This is a genomic window from Kitasatospora sp. NPDC018619 (assembly GCF_044391605.1).
Lineage (GTDB): Bacteria > Actinomycetota > Actinomycetes > Streptomycetales > Streptomycetaceae > Kitasatospora.
In genome coordinates, this window is the sequence record NZ_JBISAI010000016.1 from 68,722 (window position 1) to 85,307 (window position 16,586).

The 16,586-nt window shown below is 72.5% G+C and carries 13 protein-coding genes, 1 tRNA gene, 1 pseudogene and 1 riboswitch; of the genes and pseudogenes, 4 read left to right on the top strand and 11 right to left on the bottom strand.

Annotation, left to right across the window (positions count from 1 at the left end; all coding sequences use genetic code 11):
* The first annotated feature begins 62 nt into the window (after positions 1 to 62).
* Positions 63 to 1,001 (top strand): hypothetical protein, encoded by a 939-nt coding sequence (locus ACH5AR_RS24730; protein ID WP_396303679.1) that lies wholly within the window; start codon positions 63 to 65, stop codon positions 999 to 1,001.
* Positions 1,002 to 1,147: 146 nt separating this feature from the next.
* Here ACH5AR_RS24730 and ACH5AR_RS24735 read toward each other — a convergent pair whose 3' ends face one another.
* The 3 genes from ACH5AR_RS24735 to ACH5AR_RS24745 all read right to left on the bottom strand — a co-directional run bounded on the left by ACH5AR_RS24735 (position 1,148) and on the right by ACH5AR_RS24745 (position 2,709).
* On the bottom strand, positions 1,148 to 1,531 hold the full coding sequence (locus ACH5AR_RS24735; RefSeq protein ID WP_396303680.1) for a hypothetical protein: 384 nt from the start codon (positions 1,529 to 1,531) through the stop codon (positions 1,148 to 1,150).
* A gap of 85 nt (positions 1,532 to 1,616) precedes the next feature.
* On the bottom strand, positions 1,617 to 2,489 hold the full coding sequence (locus ACH5AR_RS24740) for a Bax inhibitor-1/YccA family protein (RefSeq protein WP_396303681.1): 873 nt from the start codon (positions 2,487 to 2,489) through the stop codon (positions 1,617 to 1,619).
* Between the two features lie 138 nt (positions 2,490 to 2,627).
* A tRNA-Leu gene (locus ACH5AR_RS24745) sits at positions 2,628 to 2,709 on the bottom strand.
* Between the two features lie 255 nt (positions 2,710 to 2,964).
* Between ACH5AR_RS24745 and ACH5AR_RS24750 the strand changes: the two genes are divergently transcribed.
* Positions 2,965 to 3,774: an ABC transporter ATP-binding protein gene (locus ACH5AR_RS24750; RefSeq protein ID WP_396303682.1), complete on the top strand. Its 810-nt coding sequence runs from the start codon at positions 2,965 to 2,967 to the stop codon at positions 3,772 to 3,774.
* Between the two features lie 71 nt (positions 3,775 to 3,845).
* Complete coding sequence (locus ACH5AR_RS24755; protein WP_396303683.1) at positions 3,846 to 6,404, top strand: ABC transporter permease; 2,559 nt, start codon at positions 3,846 to 3,848, stop codon at positions 6,402 to 6,404.
* Between the two features lie 178 nt (positions 6,405 to 6,582).
* Here the strand turns inward: ACH5AR_RS24755 and ACH5AR_RS24760 are convergent, their stop codons facing one another.
* From ACH5AR_RS24760 to ACH5AR_RS24790, 7 genes and pseudogenes are all read right to left on the bottom strand, one after another.
* A complete protein-coding gene (locus ACH5AR_RS24760) occupies positions 6,583 to 7,950 on the bottom strand; it encodes an NAD(P)/FAD-dependent oxidoreductase (RefSeq protein WP_396303684.1) in 1,368 nt (455 codons plus the stop codon).
* A 428-nt stretch (positions 7,951 to 8,378) separates the two neighbouring features.
* Positions 8,379 to 9,320, bottom strand: coding sequence for an exopolyphosphatase (locus tag ACH5AR_RS24765; RefSeq protein ID WP_396303685.1), 942 nt, complete (start codon positions 9,318 to 9,320; stop codon positions 8,379 to 8,381).
* Between the two features lie 128 nt (positions 9,321 to 9,448).
* Positions 9,449 to 9,988, bottom strand: a pseudogene (locus ACH5AR_RS24770) (DUF501 domain-containing protein); the annotation flags it as partial.
* Positions 9,960 to 10,481, bottom strand: coding sequence for a septum formation initiator family protein (locus ACH5AR_RS24775; protein ID WP_396303686.1), 522 nt, complete (start codon positions 10,479 to 10,481; stop codon positions 9,960 to 9,962). The pseudogene ACH5AR_RS24770 and the gene ACH5AR_RS24775, both read right to left, overlap by 29 nt.
* Positions 10,482 to 10,575: 94 nt before the next feature.
* A complete protein-coding gene (gene eno / locus ACH5AR_RS24780; protein ID WP_396303687.1) occupies positions 10,576 to 11,862 on the bottom strand; it encodes a phosphopyruvate hydratase in 1,287 nt (428 codons plus the stop codon).
* 301 nt (positions 11,863 to 12,163) lie between these two features.
* A complete protein-coding gene (locus tag ACH5AR_RS24785) occupies positions 12,164 to 13,063 on the bottom strand; it encodes a transglycosylase family protein (protein ID WP_396303688.1) in 900 nt (299 codons plus the stop codon).
* A 5-nt stretch (positions 13,064 to 13,068) separates the two neighbouring features.
* Positions 13,069 to 13,237: riboswitch (cyclic di-AMP (ydaO/yuaA leader) on the bottom strand.
* 174 nt (positions 13,238 to 13,411) lie between these two features.
* Entirely contained in the window at positions 13,412 to 14,800 is a 1,389-nt protein-coding gene (locus tag ACH5AR_RS24790) for a cytochrome P450 (RefSeq protein ID WP_396303689.1), read from the bottom strand.
* A gap of 312 nt (positions 14,801 to 15,112) precedes the next feature.
* On the opposite strand from ACH5AR_RS24790, the gene ACH5AR_RS24795 reads away from it, so the two are divergent.
* Positions 15,113 to 15,535: an SDR family NAD(P)-dependent oxidoreductase gene (locus tag ACH5AR_RS24795; protein WP_396303690.1), complete on the top strand. Its 423-nt coding sequence runs from the start codon at positions 15,113 to 15,115 to the stop codon at positions 15,533 to 15,535.
* A 4-nt stretch (positions 15,536 to 15,539) separates the two neighbouring features.
* Here ACH5AR_RS24795 and ACH5AR_RS24800 read toward each other — a convergent pair whose 3' ends face one another.
* Entirely contained in the window at positions 15,540 to 16,580 is a 1,041-nt protein-coding gene (locus ACH5AR_RS24800) for a MazG family protein (RefSeq protein ID WP_396303691.1), read from the bottom strand.
* Between the last annotated feature and the right edge of the window lie 6 nt (positions 16,581 to 16,586).

The window sequence follows — 16,586 nt, forward strand, 5'->3', positions numbered from 1 at the left end:
AGCCCCGCATGCGGCAATGTGGACACGTAACCCCGTTCCGCTCCTCGCTAGGAGTACGTTCCGTGAGCGCCGTCTACACCCTCCTGCTGCTGATCCTGATCGCCGTGTCGACCGCCGTGCTGCTCCACCTCCGCGGACTCTCCCGCCGCCTGGACGCACGGGACGCCGCCCCGGCCGCGCCCGCACCGGTGGACGAGGCCGCGATACGCCGGGCCGTCGCCGAGGCGCTCGCCTCCGACCGCGAGCGGGAGATCACGGAGGCCCGGGCGTTCTGGGCCGAGCAGGAGGCCCGCGCGGCCGAGGACGCCCCGCTGTTCGACTCCCCCTTCTCCGGCGCGTTCTCCGGCACCGAGGAGTGGCCGCTCTTCTTCCCCCGCCCCACCGGCCCGCAGGACGCCGTCGACAACGCCGGGACGATGGACCCGGAGTTCGGCGAGGCGCTGCGCTCCGCGCTGGAGGACATGATCAACGAGGGCGGCACCGCCCCCGAGCCCGGCCCCGAGGGCGGCGTGCCGCTGCGCCCCGGGCACCCGGTCGGCGAGACCGCCAAGGACGCCCGCGCCCGCCGCGAGGCCGACCTGCTGGCCACCGGCCTGGAGGCCGGGCTGCTGGACGCCGACCCGGCCGTCGAGGAGGCGCCGGTCGCCGCGCCCGACCCGCGCCGCCACCCCTCGCACCCCGACTTCGTCCCCAGCCAGGCGCCGTCCCGGGAGTGGACCGACAGCCGGCTGGCCGCCCTCGCCGAGGAGGCCGTCGCCCTGACCGACGTCCGCCCGGGCCCGCTGGGCACCCTGGACGTGTACGCCTTCGCCGACGGCACCACGCTCTGCGTGGCCCCGGGCGACCGGGAGGCCGCCTACCGGCTGATCGACGCGGTCCGCGCCGGCGAGCACGTCCGGCTGCTCGGCGGCTCGCGCTTCTCCGGTTCGTACTCGCTGACCTTCTCCACCGACGAGGAGGCCGTCTACGTGCTCGCCGACCGGGTGGTCGCCAGCATCTGACACCGACTCACGTCCGTCGGGACGCAGCGCGCCGAAGGCCGGCCGGGTCACGGGGTTACCGACCCGGCCGGCCTTCGGCCTGTCCGCACCCCGGCCAGTCCGCACCCGGCCCGGGCGCGCCCGCGCCCGTCAGCGCCCGTCGGGGCTCAGCCGCAGATCACGGCCGTCTCCCGCACCGCCGCCACCGCCGTGGCCAGCAGCTCGGCCGCCGGGACCGGACCGCCCGGCAGCGCCACCGCCGCGCCCCGCGGCAGCCCGGCGAGCGCGGCCGCCAGGTCGTGCGCGGCGACGGCCAGCTGGTCCCCCGCCGCGAAGGCCCCGGCGTCCGGGAAGTCCCGCTGCGGGCCGCCCTCCGCCGCCAGCGCCAGCCCGGCCAGGCGCCGGGCCAGCTCCAGCGCGGCCGCCGCCCGCGAGGCGTACCCGGGCACGGCGCCCAGCAGCTTGCTCTGCGGCAGCGAGCGGAAACGATCCGCCAGGGATTCGGCGGCTTCGACCAGGGGGTCGACGTCCAGAGGTGCTCCGTCATGCATGGCAGCGAGCCTAGGCGAAAAGCCGCCGGGCCCCGGAGCGGGTGCTCCGGGGCCCGGCGGCAGTGGCGCACGGCGGGAGGGACCGTCAGTCGTCGCCGCGCAGGATCGCGATCAGCCGCAGCATCTCCATGTAGATCCAGACCAGCGAGAGGGTCAGCCCGAAGGCGGCCCGCCACGACTCCCGCTGCGGGGCGCCCTGGGCGATGGCCGTCTCGATCTCGTGGAAGTCCAGCGACAGGAAGAAGGCGCCCAGGCCGATGCCGACCAGGCCGACCACGATGCCCAGCGGGCCGGAGCGCAGCCCCATGTCGGCACCGAACGCCATCGCGACCACGTTGACCAGCATCAGCAGCACGAAGCCCAGGGCGACCGCGATGCCGATCCGCTGGTAGCGCGCGGTGACGCGGATCCGGCCGCTCTTGTAGGCGAACAGCATCGCCGCGAAGACCGCCGCGGTGCCCAGCACGGCCTGGATCACGATGCCGTTCAGCCAGGTGTTGAAGGCGTGCGACACGGCGCCCATCGCGAAGCCCTGGAGGGCCGCGTAGGTCAGGATCAGCGGCGGGCTGACGCTGCGCTTGAACGAGACCACCAGGCCGACGACCATGGCCACCAGGCTGGCGCCGATCGCGTAGCCGAAGTTCTCGAACGGCAGCGCGAACCAGGCCACCGCGCCGGCGACGACCAGCGTCAGCAGCGTCATGGCGGTGCGCGCGACCACGTCGTCCAGCGTCATCCGCCCCGTCGCCGCCGGGCCGGCCGACGGCCCGTTGTACAGCGCGTAGAGCTGTTCGTCGGTCATGGGGGCCTGGCCCTGCGGCTGCTGGCCGTAGGGCGTCCCCGCGTAGGGGTTCTGGCCGTACGGGCTCCCGGCCTGCGCGGTGGTACCGAACCCCGCGTAGCCGGTGTCGCGGGTGAAGGACCCCTCCCGCGAGAAGACCGGGTTGCTGCTTCTCATTGCACATTCCCTCCGTGGCGGCACTGCACCGCCCGTGTACAAGGGTAATGGCTTGGCAAAAATTCCGGGATACGCCGCGAGGAGGATCCGGTGAACGCGAACGGCGGGGACGCCGTCGCGCCCCCGCCGGGTAATCGGTGCCCGGAGCCGGACTCGAACCGGCACGGCCTCGCGGCCAAGCAGTTTTAAGCTGCCCGTGTCTGCGTTCCACCATCCGGGCGTCTGCGAAACCACCCTGAGCCTAGTCTCCCGGCTCACCCTTTCGCATGTTCCCAGCCCGGGAAGTTGTCATGTTTCCTTGCCATCTGACGAACTGTCCGGGATTCGGCCACGAAGGATATCCGTTCCGGCCATCCCCCTCGCCTCAGGGTCCACGTCATACCGCAGGAGGAGGGGCCTTCCCTCCCGTACGCCCAGCGGTGGTAGGGCCAACCGTCCGGCGGAGCGACGCAGGACCATGATCACGTCGCGGACCATGGAGGTACAAGTCCGCGAGCACAAGGAGTCCCCCGTGACCACGTCGACCGCAACCGCCGTCCGCACCGGCCTGGCGGCCGCCCGAGCCACCGGCCTGAACAAGGTCTACGGGGAGGGGGAGACCCGCGTCGTCGCCCTCGACAACGTCAGCGTGGTCTTCCCCCAGGGCGAGTTCACCGCGATCATGGGCCCCTCCGGCTCCGGCAAGTCGACCCTCATGCACTGCATGGCCGGCCTCGACACCGTCACCTCCGGCTCCTCCACCATCGGCGACACCGAGCTCGTCGGCCTCAAGGACAAGCAGCTCACCCAGCTGCGCCGGGACCACATCGGCTTCGTCTTCCAGGCCTTCAACCTGCTCCCCACGCTCACCGCGCTGGAGAACATCACCCTGCCCATGGACATCGCCGGCCGCAAGGTCGACCAGGCCTGGCTCGACCGCGTGGTGGACACCGTCGGCCTCTCCGGCCGCCTCAGCCACCGCCCCTCCCAGCTCTCCGGCGGCCAGCAGCAGCGCGTCGCATGCGCCCGCGCCCTGGCCGGCAAGCCCGACATCATCTTCGCCGACGAGCCCACCGGCAACCTCGACTCCCGCTCCGGCGCCGAGATCCTCTCCTTCCTGCGCAACTCCGTACGCGAGCTCGGCCAGACCGTCGTCATGGTCACCCACGACCCGGTCGCCGCCTCCTACGCCGACCGCGTCGTCTTCCTCGCCGACGGCCGCATCGTCGACGAGCTCCACCAGCCCACCGCCGACACCGTCCTGGACCGCATGCGCCGCTTCGACGCCAAGGGCCGCACCAGCTGAGACCGGCCCAGCCACGACCGATCCGGCGCGGCCGTCGCAGCCCGCTCACCGACCCTTCCCCAGGACACCCCATGTATCGCACCGCACTGCGCAACGTGCTGGCCCACAAGGGCCGACTGCTGATGACGGCCCTGGCCGTCATGCTCGGCACCGCCTTCGTGGCCGGGACCATGGTCTTCTCCGACACCTTCGCCAAGGCCATGCGGGACAACAACTCCAAGAGCTACTCGGACGTCTCGGTCCAGGTGGTGGACCGCGCCGCCGGCTCCGGCGCCTCCGCCCGGCAGAAGGCCGAGGGCGGCTCGGCCGCCCTCACCGACGCCACCGTCCAGCAACTGGCCGCCCTGCCGGGCACCGCCGCCGCCCGCGGCGTGGTCAGCGGTTTCACCGGGGTCGCCGACAAGAAGGGCGACCTGATCGGCCAGGTCTGGACCGCCAGGGGCGCCAACTTCGCGCCGGGCCAGGACGGCAAGGACCCGCGCTACGCCATGGTCGAGGGCCAGGGACCGAAGACCGCCAAGGAGATCGCACTCGACCGCAAGACCGCCGACAAGGCGGGCTACAAGGTCGGCGACACCGTCCGGATCGCGGCCAACGGCCCGGTCATCGAGGCGAAGCTCACCGGGCTGTTCACCACCGACGACCCGGTGGTGAACACCGGCGGCACGCTCACCCTGTTCGACAAGGCCACCGCCCAGCAGATCCTGCTGGAGCCGGGCCGCTACAGCAGCATCGTGCTCACCGCCAAGCCCGGCACCAGCCAGGACGCGCTGCTCGCCGAGGTCGAGCCCAAGGTGTCGTCCGGCCGCCAGTTCGACGTGGAGACCGGCGCCAAGCTCAACGCCGACGAGCAGGAGCAGATCACCAAGGCCAGCAGCAGCCTGCGCACGATGTTCCTGGCCTTCGCCGGCATCTCGCTCTTCGTCGGCATCTTCATCATCGCCAACACCTTCACCATGCTGGTCGCCCAGCGCACCAAGGAGCTGGCCCTGCTGCGCGCCATCGGCGCCAGCCGCAAGCAGGTCACCCGGTCCGTGCTGGTCGAGGCCCTGCTGATCGGCACCGTCTCCGCCGTGACCGGCCTGCTGGCCGGCATCGGGATCGGCGCCGGGATGCAGTCGCTGATCGGCGCGATGAACGACAGCATGCCGACCGGCTCGCTGGTGATCAGCCCGGTCACCGTCGCGGTGACGATCGTGGTCGGCATCCTGGTGACGGTCGCCTCGGCCCTGCTGCCCGCCCTCCGCGCCGCCCGGATCGCCCCGGTGGCCGCGATGAGCAGCGGCGACCAGCCGGTGTCCCAGAAGAGCCTCGTGGTCCGCAACACGATCGGCTCGGTGCTCGCCGGCGGCGGCCTGGCGCTGATCGGCTACGGCGCCTCCACCGGCAACGACAGCGGCCGGATCCCGGTCGCGCTGGGCGCCTTCCTGACCCTGATCGGCGTGTTCGTCCTGCTGCCGCTGCTCTCCCGTCCGGTGGTCGCGCTGGTCGGCCCGCTGCTGCGCGGGCTCGGCGGGATGCCCGGCAAGCTCGCCCAGCAGAACGCGGTGCGCAACCCGCGCCGCACCGCGGCCACCGCCGCCGCGCTCACCATCGGTCTGACCCTGGTCACCGGGCTCACCGTGATCGGTGCCTCGGTCAACGACACCGTCGACCGGGCCGTCACCAGGTCGATGAAGGCCGACTACGTCGTCGGGGCCGCCAACGGCATGAGCCTGTCCGAGCAGGTGCCCGCCCAGATCGCCAAGGCCCCCGGGGTCGCCGTCTCCTCCGCGACGACCACCTCCGACTGGAAGCTCAACGGCACCTACAAGACGGTCACCGGCGTGGACGCGGCCGCCCTCGACAAGCTCGCCGACCTCCAGCTGACCAGCGGCTCCGCGGCCGACTTCGGCAACGGCCGGCTGCTGGTCGACGAGAAGGCCGCCGAGAAGCTGAACGTCACCACCGGCTCGGTCCTGAACGTGACCTTCTCGGACGACTCCACCGGGCAGCTCACCGTCGGCGGCGTGTTCCGGCCGGGCGGCACGCTCGGCTCGGTCGTGCTGGCCAACAGCGAGGTCGTCAAGCACGAACCGAAGCCCTACATCTCGGACGTCCTGGTCAAGGGCAAGGACGGCGCCACCGACGGCCTCAAGCAGGCGCTGAAGGACGCCACCGGCGCCAACCCGGTGATCGAGGTGAAGTCCAAGCAGGACATCCGGGACGACTTCAGCCAGACCATCACCTTCGCGCTGAACCTCATGTACGGCCTGCTGGGGATGGCGGTCCTGATCGCGATCCTGGGCGTGGTCAACACGCTGGCGATGTCGGTCTTCGAGCGCAAGCGCGAGATCGGGATGCTGCGGGCGATCGGCTTGGACCGCAGCGGCATCAAGCGGATGGTCCGTCTGGAGTCCGTGGTGATCTCGCTGTTCGGCGCCGGCATCGGCCTGCTGCTCGGCTGCTTCATCGCCTGGGCGATCAACGGCACCCTGAAGTCCAGCCTCTCCGGCCTGACCACGGTGGTGCCGTACGGCCAGCTGGCGCTGTTCCTGGCGCTGGCCGGGGTGGTCGGCCTGGTCGCCGCGATCTGGCCCGCCCGCCGGGCGTCCAAGCTGGACATCCTGTCGAGCATCAAGACCGACTGACCGCTCCCGGAAACGAGAAGGGTCCCCTGCCGGAGGGTTCGGCAGGGGACCTTCTACTTCTGTACTCCGCCCGGTCGCACGGCCGGCTGAGCACCACGGAGGTCGTGGTCCGGCGACACTGCCGGGCGGAGAGCCTCCGACTCATACCCCGGTGCTCCCACACCGGGGTCTCAGTCGCTTACTTGCTGGCGAGCGCCTTGTCGGCGGCCGGCTCGGCGGCCGCGACGGGCTTGGTGGGCGGGGTGACCTCCTGGATCGGAAGCTGCGGCCGCTCCATCTGGGACAGGCCGACCATCTCGCGCTTCAGGAACATCGCGAGCGTCCAGTCGGTGAAGACGCGGACCTTGCGGTTGAAGGTCGGCACCATCGCGCCGTGGTACAGGCGGTGGAACCACCAGGCCGGACGGCCCTTCAGCTTGTACTTGCCGAAGAGGATCGCCACGCCCTTGTGCAGGCCGAGACCGGCGACCGCACCCAGGTTCTTGTGCTTGTACTCCTTCTGCGGGAAGCCGCGCATGCCGGAGATCACGTTGTCGCCGAGGACGACGGCCTGACGGCAGGCGTGCTGCGCGTTCGGCGGGCACCAGGCGCCCTCGCCGGCGGCGAGGTCCGGGACCTGGGCGTTGTCGCCCGCGGCCCAGACGTAGTCGAAGCCCTGGACCTGGAGGGTCGGCGCGGTGTCGACGTGGCCGCGCGGGCCCAGCGGCAGACCGAACTCGGACAGCACCGGGTTCGGCTTCACGCCGGCCGTCCACACGATGGTGGAGGCGTCCATCTCCATGCCGTTCTTCAGCATGACGTGGCCGTCGACGCAGGAGTCCATCGAGGTCTCGATGTAGACCTCGATGTTGCGCTCCTCGAGCTTCTCCTTGGTCCACAGACCGAGGTCCGGGCCCATCTCGGGGAGGATGCGGTTGGCCGCCTCGACCACCACGAAGCGCATGTCCTCGCGGCTGACGGTCTTGTACAGCTTGGCCGCGTCGCGGGCCATGTCCTCGATCTCGGCGACGGTCTCGATGCCGGCGAAGCCGCCACCGATCACCACGAAGGTCAGCGCCTTGCGGCGGACCTCCTCGTCCGTGGTGGACTCGGCCTTGTCGAGCTGGGCCATGACGTGGTTGCGGAGGCCGATGGCCTCCTCGACCGTCTTCATGCCGATGCCGTTCTCCGCCAGACCCGGGATCGGAAAGGTGCGGGAGACCGAGCCGGTCGCGACGACCAGGTACTCGAAGGGCAGCTCGTAGCTGTCGCCGGCCGCGGGCTGGACGGTGGCGACCTTACGGGCGTGGTCGATGCCGGTGACGGACCCGGTCAGCACCTCCGCCTGCTTGAGGGCGCTGCGCAGCGGCGCGACGAGGTTGCGGGGCGCGACGTTGCCGCCGGCCGCCTCGGGGAGGAAGGGCAGGTACGTCATGTACGACCGCGGGTCCACGACCGTGACGGTCGCTTCGCCGTAACGCATCTTCTTGAGGATGCGCATCGCGGCATACAGGCCGACGTAACCACCGCCGACAATGAGGATGCGAGGACGCTCCGTGGTGCTCATATCCGAAAGTATCCAGCACCGTCCCGAGCGGCCCTCGTGAGCCCGGTCACAAGTTGACGGACCCCCCGTGCTACACTGCGCGGCCGCAAAAACGGGCCCGGCGCGGCGGCCCCCACCCCTGGGCGGCCCCGCGCGGATGCGCGCCGGAGCACGACCGGCCTGAGCAGCAACGATCCGCACGGCACCCGGGTTCCCGCGCGTGATTTCGATTTTCAAACCTCGAACCGGCTGTGACCTGCGATCCCATGGGCCACCCGGCCGACGGGCCTTCGGTCCCACAATTCGGACGTTGCGGGCGGGTGGGGGAGGCGAATGACCGGATTGCCATGTGAAGAAATTCACGAAGTTTTCCACCCGCACTCGGGCGCGCCCCGGCCCCGGCCCCCCGAAAGGGGTACCGGGGCCGGTCGGTCAGGCTCGGCGCGGGGTCAGGAGGCGATCCCCCAGGCGATGCCGTCGAGGATGTCGTGCTCGCTCACGACCACCTCCGCGGCGCCGGTGCGCTCCATGATCTCCAGCAGCTCCAGCGCCCCGGCCGCGATCACGTCCACCCGGCCCGGGTGCATCGACGGGATGGCCGCCCGCTCGGCGTGGGTGGCGGCCAGCAGCTCCCGGGCGATCCCGGCGACCCGCTCCCGGGAGACCCGCGAGTGGTGGATCGCCGCCGAGTCGTAGCCGGGCAGGCCCTGGGCGATCGCGGACACCGTGGTGACCGTCCCGGCCAGGCCGACCAGGGTGGCCGCACCGGTCAGCGGGACGACCTCCTCGGCCCGGTCCAGCTCGGCCCGCACGTGCGCCCGGGCGGCCGCGACCTGCTCCTCGGAGGGCAGCTCGGCGTCGCCGAAGTACCGCTCGGTGAGCCGCACACAGCCGATGTCCACCGAGCGCGCCGCCTGCACGTCGTCCGTGCCCAGCACGAACTCGGTGGAGCCGCCGCCGAGGTCGAACACCAGGTAGGGGCCCGGGAACTGACCGCTGGTCAACTCCCTGGTGGCGCCCACGAAGGACAGGTGCGCCTCCTCCTCGCCGCTCACCACCTCGGGCTCCACGCCCAGGATGTCGCGCACGCCCTTGACGTACTCGTCGCTGTTCTCGGCGTCCCGGGAGGCGCTGGTGGCGACGAAGCGGACCCGCTCGGGGCCGACGCCGAAGCCGGAGATGATCTCCTGGTACTCCCGGCAGGCCGCGAAGGTGCGGGCCAGCGCGTCCGGGTGCAGCCGGCCGGTCCGGTCCACCCCCTGGCCCAGCCGGTTGACGACCATCCGGCGGTCCAGGTCGGTGATCTCGCCGGTCTCCGGGTCGAGGTCGGCGACCAGCAGGCGGATCGAGTTGGTGCCGCAGTCGATCGCGGCGACGCGGGTCGTGCTCACTCGGACTCCTGCTCCGCCGCCGTGCCCTCGGCGGCACGCTTCTTCGCGGCGCGCTCGGCGGCCTTCTGCCGCTTGGCCGCGATCACCGCCTCGTGGTCCTGCTCCTTGGCGCGGTTGCGGGCGACCCGCTCCCCGGCGGCCTCGACCTCGGCCGGGGAGACGCACGGGCCCTTGGCCCACCAGTCCTCCAGCATGCCGAGCGCCTCGTCGCCGAGCGGGTTGACGCCCTCGCCGGCCGCCAGCGAGTGGCCGACCAGCACGTGCAGGCACTTCACCCGGTCCGGCATGCCGCCGGCGCTCGGGAAGCCCTCCAGCACCTCGATCGCGTCGCGCCGGGCGATGTAGTCCTCGTGCGCCTTCTGGTAGGCGGCGGCCAGCTCCGGGTCCTCGGCGAGCCGGGCCGTCTGGTCCTTCATGACGCCCTGCGCCTCCAGGGTGCCGATCAGCGAGGCGGCCTTGGGGCAGGTCAGGTAGTAGAGCGTCGGGAACGGCGTGCCGTCGGGCAGCCGGGGCGCCGTCTCCACGACGTCCGGGTTGCCGCAGGGGCAGCGGTGCGCCACGCCGCGCAGGCCGCGCGGCACCCGGCCGAGCTGGGCGGCGATGGCCGCGACGTCGGCGTCGGAGACGGTGGGGTGGTTCTCAGTGGTCATGGGGGGAGGTGTCTCCAACGGGGGACGGTGGGAGGGGACGGGGGGTCGCGGGGGCCGCCGCGGCGGTGTCGGCGGCGTCCACCGAGTCCCAGATGCTGGCGTACCAGGGCTTGGCGGCCGTCGCCTGGCCTCCGGCGGTGCTGCCGGGAGCCTGGCCCGGGGCGGGGGCGGCGCCGCCCCCGGAGGAGGACCGGTCGGCGGGCGGTCCGGCGGGATCCAGCGCGATGTACGGGGTCTCCCCCGGCACCGCGTAGTGCAGCCGGGCGCGGGCCTGCGCCTTGACGTACTCCGGGTCCTGCCAGCGGGCCTTCTCCCGGCGCAGCTGCTCGACCTGCTGGCGCGCGTGGTCGGCCTTCGCCCGCTGGGCGGAGATCTCGGCGCGCTGGGAGATGAACTGCCGCGTCGGGTAGGCGAGGATCGCCACCAGTGAGCAGAGCACCAGGACGAGGACGGTCGCCCGGCTCGTGAACCGGGGCCGGGCCGCCAAGCCCGGGATCCTCCAGCCAGCCATCTCCCGTATCCCCTCCTGGTCGCGACGGTGCCCCGCCGACCACCCTACGGGGTGAACGGCGGGGCACCGGTCAGGCGTGCGCTACCGGGAGCGCTCAGCCCTCGTGCTTGAAGCGCGGGAAGGCGCCGCGGCCGGCGTACTCGGCGGCGTCGTCGAGGATCTCCTCGATGCGCAGCAGCTGGTTGTACTTGGCGACGCGCTCGGAGCGGGCCGGGGCGCCGGTCTTGATCTGGCCGCAGTTGGTGGCGACGGCGAGGTCGGCGATGGTGACGTCCTCGGTCTCGCCGGAGCGGTGCGACATCATGCAGCGGTAGCCGTTGCGCTGGGCCAGCTCGACGGCGTCCAGGGTCTCGGTCAGCGAACCGATCTGGTTCACCTTCACCAGCAGCGCGTTGGCGGTGCCGGTCTCGATGCCACGGGCCAGGCGGGCCGGGTTGGTGACGAACAGGTCGTCGCCGACCAGCTGGACCTTGTCGCCCAGCTTCTCGGTCATGGCCTTCCAGCCGTCCCAGTCCGACTCGTCCAGCGGGTCCTCGATGGAGACCAGCGGGTAGGCGGCGACCAGCTCGGCGTAGTACTCGATGAGCTCGGCGGAGGTGAGGCCCTTGCCCTCGAACTGGTAGGCGCCGTCCTCGTAGAACTCGGAGGAGGCGACGTCCAGGGCCAGCGCGACGTCACGGCCGGGCACGTAGCCGGCCTTCCGGATGGCCTCGACGATGAGGTCCAGCGCCTCGCGGTTGGAGTCCAGGTTCGGGGCGAAGCCGCCCTCGTCGCCCAGCCCGGTGGACAGGCCGCGCTCCTTCAGCACGCCCTTGAGCGTGTGGTAGACCTCGACGCCCCAGCGGACGGCCTCGGAGAAGGACTCCGCGCCGATCGGAGCGATCATGAACTCCTGGATGTCGACGTTGGAGTCCGCGTGCGACCCGCCGTTGAGGATGTTCATCATCGGGACCGGCAGGACGTGCGCGTTCGGGCCGCCCAGGTAGCGGAACAGCGGCAGGTCGCTGGCCTCGGAGGCGGCGTGCGCGACGGCCAGCGAGACGCCCAGGATGGCGTTGGCGCCGAGCGAGGACTTGTCCGGCGTGGCGTCCAGGTCCAGCATCGCCTGGTCGATCAGGCGCTGCTCGGTCGCGTCGTAGCCGACCAGCTCCGGGCCGATCTGCTCGATGACGGCCAGGACGGCCTTCTCGACGCCCTTGCCGAAGTAGCGGTTCTTGTCGCCGTCGCGCAGCTCCAGCGCCTCGAAGGCGCCGGTGGAGGCACCCGACGGGACAGCGGCACGACCCGTGCTGCCGTCGTCGAGGCCGACCTCGACCTCGACCGTGGGGTTGCCGCGGGAGTCGAGGATCTCACGGGCTACGACGACATCGATGGACGGCACGAGGCATCTCCTTGCGGAAGCAGGGTCCGGTCTGACGGTGGTGCTGTCAGCAGGACGATTGCGGAGTCGTTACGACCAGAGCCTAACCGCCCGGGCTCCCGGGGCCACGTCCGCCTCGGTCCCGTCTCAGCGTGTGGCCCCACTACCCACCGGTAGTTCACCTGCTTGTCCCAGCTTGTCCCACCGGAGCGGGCGAATGCGGACGAAGGGGACCGGTAGGGCCGGTCCCCTTCGGACGACGGGGTGGAGCGGCGCCGGCGCCGAGCGCCGTGGCGGGTGCTCCCGCGCCGGGCGCGGCGGCTCAGCCGAGGTGCAGCACCTGGCCGGGCATGATCAGGTTCGGGTTGCCGCCGACGGTGGCGCGGTTCCCCTCGTACAGCGCGTGCCAGCCGCCGGAGACGCCCTGCGCGGCGGCGATGGTCGACAGGGTGTCACCGGCGCGGACGGTGTAGTCGTGGCCGGTGGCCCGCGGGGCCTGCTGCGCGGCCTGCGGGGCGTACTGCGGCTGGGCGGCGGCCTGCGGGGCGTACTGCTGGTAGACGCTCTGGTGGCTGGTCCAGTACCAGGCGCCGTTGCTCTGGTACCAGTACACCTTGGCGTCGGCGTCCCAGCCGGCCTTGCCCGGGAAGCCCTGGGCCTGCGGGGCGGCCTGCTGGACCGGCTGCGCGGCGGGCTTCTGGGCGGCCGGCTTCGCGGCGGGCTTGGCGGCGGGCTTCTGCGCGGCGGGCTTCTCGGCCGGCTTGGCGGCCGGCTTCGGGGCCTGCTGCTTCGCGGCGGACTGCGGCTTGGCGTCCGAGGAGGTGTCGACCGCGGCCGGGGCGCCGCCCTTGGTCAGACCGGCCTTCTGGGAGCAGACCGGCCAGGCGCCCGGGCCCTGCGAGGCGAGCACCTTCTCGGCGACCGAGATCTGCTGGGCCTTGCTGGCCTGGTTGGCCTGCGCCGCGTAGGCGGTGCCGCCGTACGCCTTCCAGGTGCTGGAGGTGAACTGGAGGCCGCCGTAGAAGCCGTTGCCGGTGTTGATGCTCCAGTTGCCGCCGCTCTCGCACTGGGCGACGGCGTCCCAGGTGGAGGCCGGGGCGGCAGCGGCGCCGGTGGCGGTGAGGATCGGCATCGCGAGTCCGACGCCGGCCACACCGGCGACGGCGATGGCCTTCTCGGCCTGGGTACGACGACGGTGGCGGCCAGTTCCAACGAACAGCATGAAGAGGTCCCTCTCCGCACGCCTGCGAGGTGAGCTGTCGGGTTCGGACCGGGAGGTGGCCCGGCCGCCGTGCGCGGAGACGACTCCGCTCGGGCGGCTTCACCCCAAGCCGTGGGGAGACGGCAACAAACCTGGTTCCCCCGCCCCTGCCCAGGGTTCTGGTCGGTTTCCCGTGGCGCGGCGGGCAGGATTCGGCGTTCCGCGCACGGGGTCCGCAGCTGCGAACTCCAGGGAGAGTAGACAGATCATCAGACCGATCACAAGCTCATATCGTCGATATCACACCAGAATTACGGCCCGTGTCCGATCGCCTACCAACAGCGGCGTTATGTCCGGATTGATGGGCGTTCACACCCCTCCATCGGCGGTCGGCGACGTCCCGTCAGTGTCATCTCCACCCTCCGGGCGTGCCGGCGCAGCAGCTGCCGGAGGAGCGTGCGGGGAACGGCTCTCCGGACTGAATTCCACCGGGAGTTCCCGCAGTCCACGCATGATCAGTCCGCCGCGCCAGCGCAGGTTCCCGGGGCTTTCCGCCAGCCGCAGGTCGGGCAGCCGGGAAAGCAGCGTGGCCAGCGCCGCGCGCCCCTCCAGCCGGGCGAGCGGAGCGCCGATGCAGTAGTGGATGCCGTGCCCGAACCCCAGGTGGGGGTTGTCCTTCCGGGCCAGGTCCAGGGTGTTCTCCGCCGCGAACCGGGCCGGATCGCGGTTCGCCGCCGCCAGCACCACCAGCACCGGGTCCCCGACCGGGATGTCCACCCCGCCGATGGTCAGCGGCCGGGTGGCGAAGCGCCAGGTCGCCATCTCCACCGGCCCGTCGTAGCGCAGGAGTTCCTCGATCCCGGTCTCCAGCAGCCCGCTCTCGCCGCGCACCACCGACTCCTGGAGCAGCCGGCGCTGCTGCGGGTCGCGCAGCAGCGCGTACGTCCCGTTGCCGATCAGGTTCACGGTGGTCTCGAAGCCGGCGAACAGGAGGATGAAGGCCATCGCGGCGGCCTCGTTCTCGGTCAGGTGCTCGCCGTGGTCGCTCGCCCGGATCAGGCCCGAGATCAGGTCGTCCCCGAGGTCCGCACGCTTGCGGTGGATCAGCTCCAGCAGGTACGCCCGCATCCGCTTCACCGCCCGCCCCACGCCGCCGCGTTGACCGCCGCCGTGTCCCGGCTTCGTGTGCCGCAGCATCATCCCGGCCCAGTCCCGGAAGTCGTCCTGGTCCTCGGCCGGCACCCCGAGCAGGTCGCAGATCGCGTAGATGGGGAGCGGGAAGGCGAACTCGTGGATCAGGTCCGCCGAGCCGCGCTGCGCGAAGCCGTCGATCAACCGGTCGGTGAGCTGCTGCACCCGCGGCTCGAACTCGGCCACCCGGCGCGGGGTGAACGCCTTCGACACCAGCCGGCGCAGCCGGGTGTGGTCCGGCGGGTCGATGTTCAGCAGGTGGGTCATCAGGTCCGCCTGCCGCTCCCCGGGGATGCCCACCCGGCCGGTGCGGTGCGCCTGCTCGCTGTGGTGCGCCGGGTTCTTCGACAGCCGGCTGTCCGCGAGCGCCTGCCGGGCGTCGGCGTACCTCGTCACCAGCCAGGCCTCCACCCCGCTCGGCAGGGTGGTCCGGTGCACCGGGGCGTGCTCGCGCAGCCACGCGTAGGCGGGGTACGGATCGGCGGCGAACTCCCAGGTGAACAGCTGTGGGGCACAGGCGTCGGACGGCGCTGCGGCGGGCCGGGCGGGGTGGGGCTGAGCTGGCATGGGACCGACCGTATCCGGTGCGGCGGGCGGGGCCCGCCTCCGGCGGAGCGCGGCCGGGCGCGGGCCGGGGAAGGGGCGGTGCGCGGGCGGGATCCAGCCGGTGCGCGGACGGAATGCGAGCGGTGCGCCAACACCCCGTGGACGGCCCGTGGCCGGTCCGTGGACGGGTCTTGGCCGACTCTTGGCCGCGGAGTGGGCGTGAGCCTGGTCACCTGAGGGGTAACCCCTGTTGCGGAGGGTCAGGACGTGCCTACGATCCTCCGCAGTACGCGTGGGCGCCGGTGCGGTGTCGCCCACAGGGAGGAGCAGGCCATGCGGGTCAGCGGGTCAGTCGTCGTCATCGCGGTCCTCGACGGCGGGTCGGGCGCGGGCCTCGCCCGCCGGTTCGCCGCCGCCGGCGCCGCCGGGATGCTGGTCGCCGACCAGCACGTGGGCATCGCCGAGGACCTCGCCGCCGAACTCGACCGCCCGGGCTGCCCCGTCGTCGGCGTCTGCGGCGACATCCGCCGCCCCAGCGACGTCGCCGCCCTCGTGGACACCGCCGAGAAGCACCTCGGGCCGATCGACCTGTTCGCCGTGGCCGGCCCGGCCGGCGAGCGGGTCGTCTCGCTGGCCGACCTGCCCGACCACCTCGACCTGGAGCGGCTCGCCGAGCTCGTCGTCCTCATCGGCGAGGCCATCGGCGAGCTCGTCCCGCCGCAGCGGCACCCGGAGCGCGCCGCCACGGCGGCCTGACCACCTACTCCCCGCCCGGACCGCCCTGCGGCCCGAGGCCCTCGGCCGCGCGCACCGCGTCCCGGTAGCCGCGCGCGGCCGCCCGCAGCGCGGCGTCCACGTCCACCCCGGCGCCGTGCGCCCGCTGCACCACCGCGAGCAGCAGCCGGCCCGCCGAGTCGGCGGTCAGCTCGTCCGGCAGCCGGTACGCCTCGTCCGGCACCCCCGTGAAGCCCGCCCGGCGCACCCGGGACACCAGCTTCGCCGCGTACGCCAGCGAGGGCAGCGCCGCCGGCACGCCGTCCACCACCGACTCGCGGTCCGCCTTCTCGGCCGCCTTCAGCTGCTCCCAGTTCGCCTCCGCGTCGGCCGCGCCCCCGACCTCGACGTCGCCGAACACGTGCGGGTGCCGGTACATCAGCTTCTCGACGATGTCCCCCGCCACGTCGTCCACGGTGAACGGATCGGTCGGGTGCTCCTCGGCGATCCGGGAGTGGAAGAACACCTGGAACAGGACGTCGCCCAGCTCCTCGCGCAGCGTCGCCCGGTCCCCCTGCTCGATCGCCTCGACCAGCTCGTAGGCCTCCTCGACCAGGTACTTCACCAGGCTCTCGTGCGTCTGCTCGGCGTCCCAGGGGCAGCCGCCCGGCGAGCGCAGCCGGTCCATCACCGTCACCAGGTCCAGCAGCCGCGAGCCGGGCAGGTCGTACGAGCCGGGCAGCACCTCGATCTCCGGCACCTCGCCGGCCCGCTCCACCGCGAGCCGCGCCAGCGCGTCGGTCAGCCCCGGGTCACCGTCCGGGCTGCCCAGCCACACCGTCGGCCCGGCCCCGGCCGGCTGCCCGGTCAGCAGGCGGGCCAGGGCGGGCGCCGGCCCGGCCGCCACCGCCTCCACGGCCACCCCGGCCTGCCGCACCGCCGCCACCTGCGGATGCCCCTCGTCCGCCACCAGCACCCGCCCCGCCGACCGCAGCGCCTCCCAGGCCGGCCACGCCAGCAGGCCGGGGGCCACCCGGTGGGTGGTGGTCAACAGGATCAGCTTCGCGCCCGGAACATTCGTCGTCACACCCCG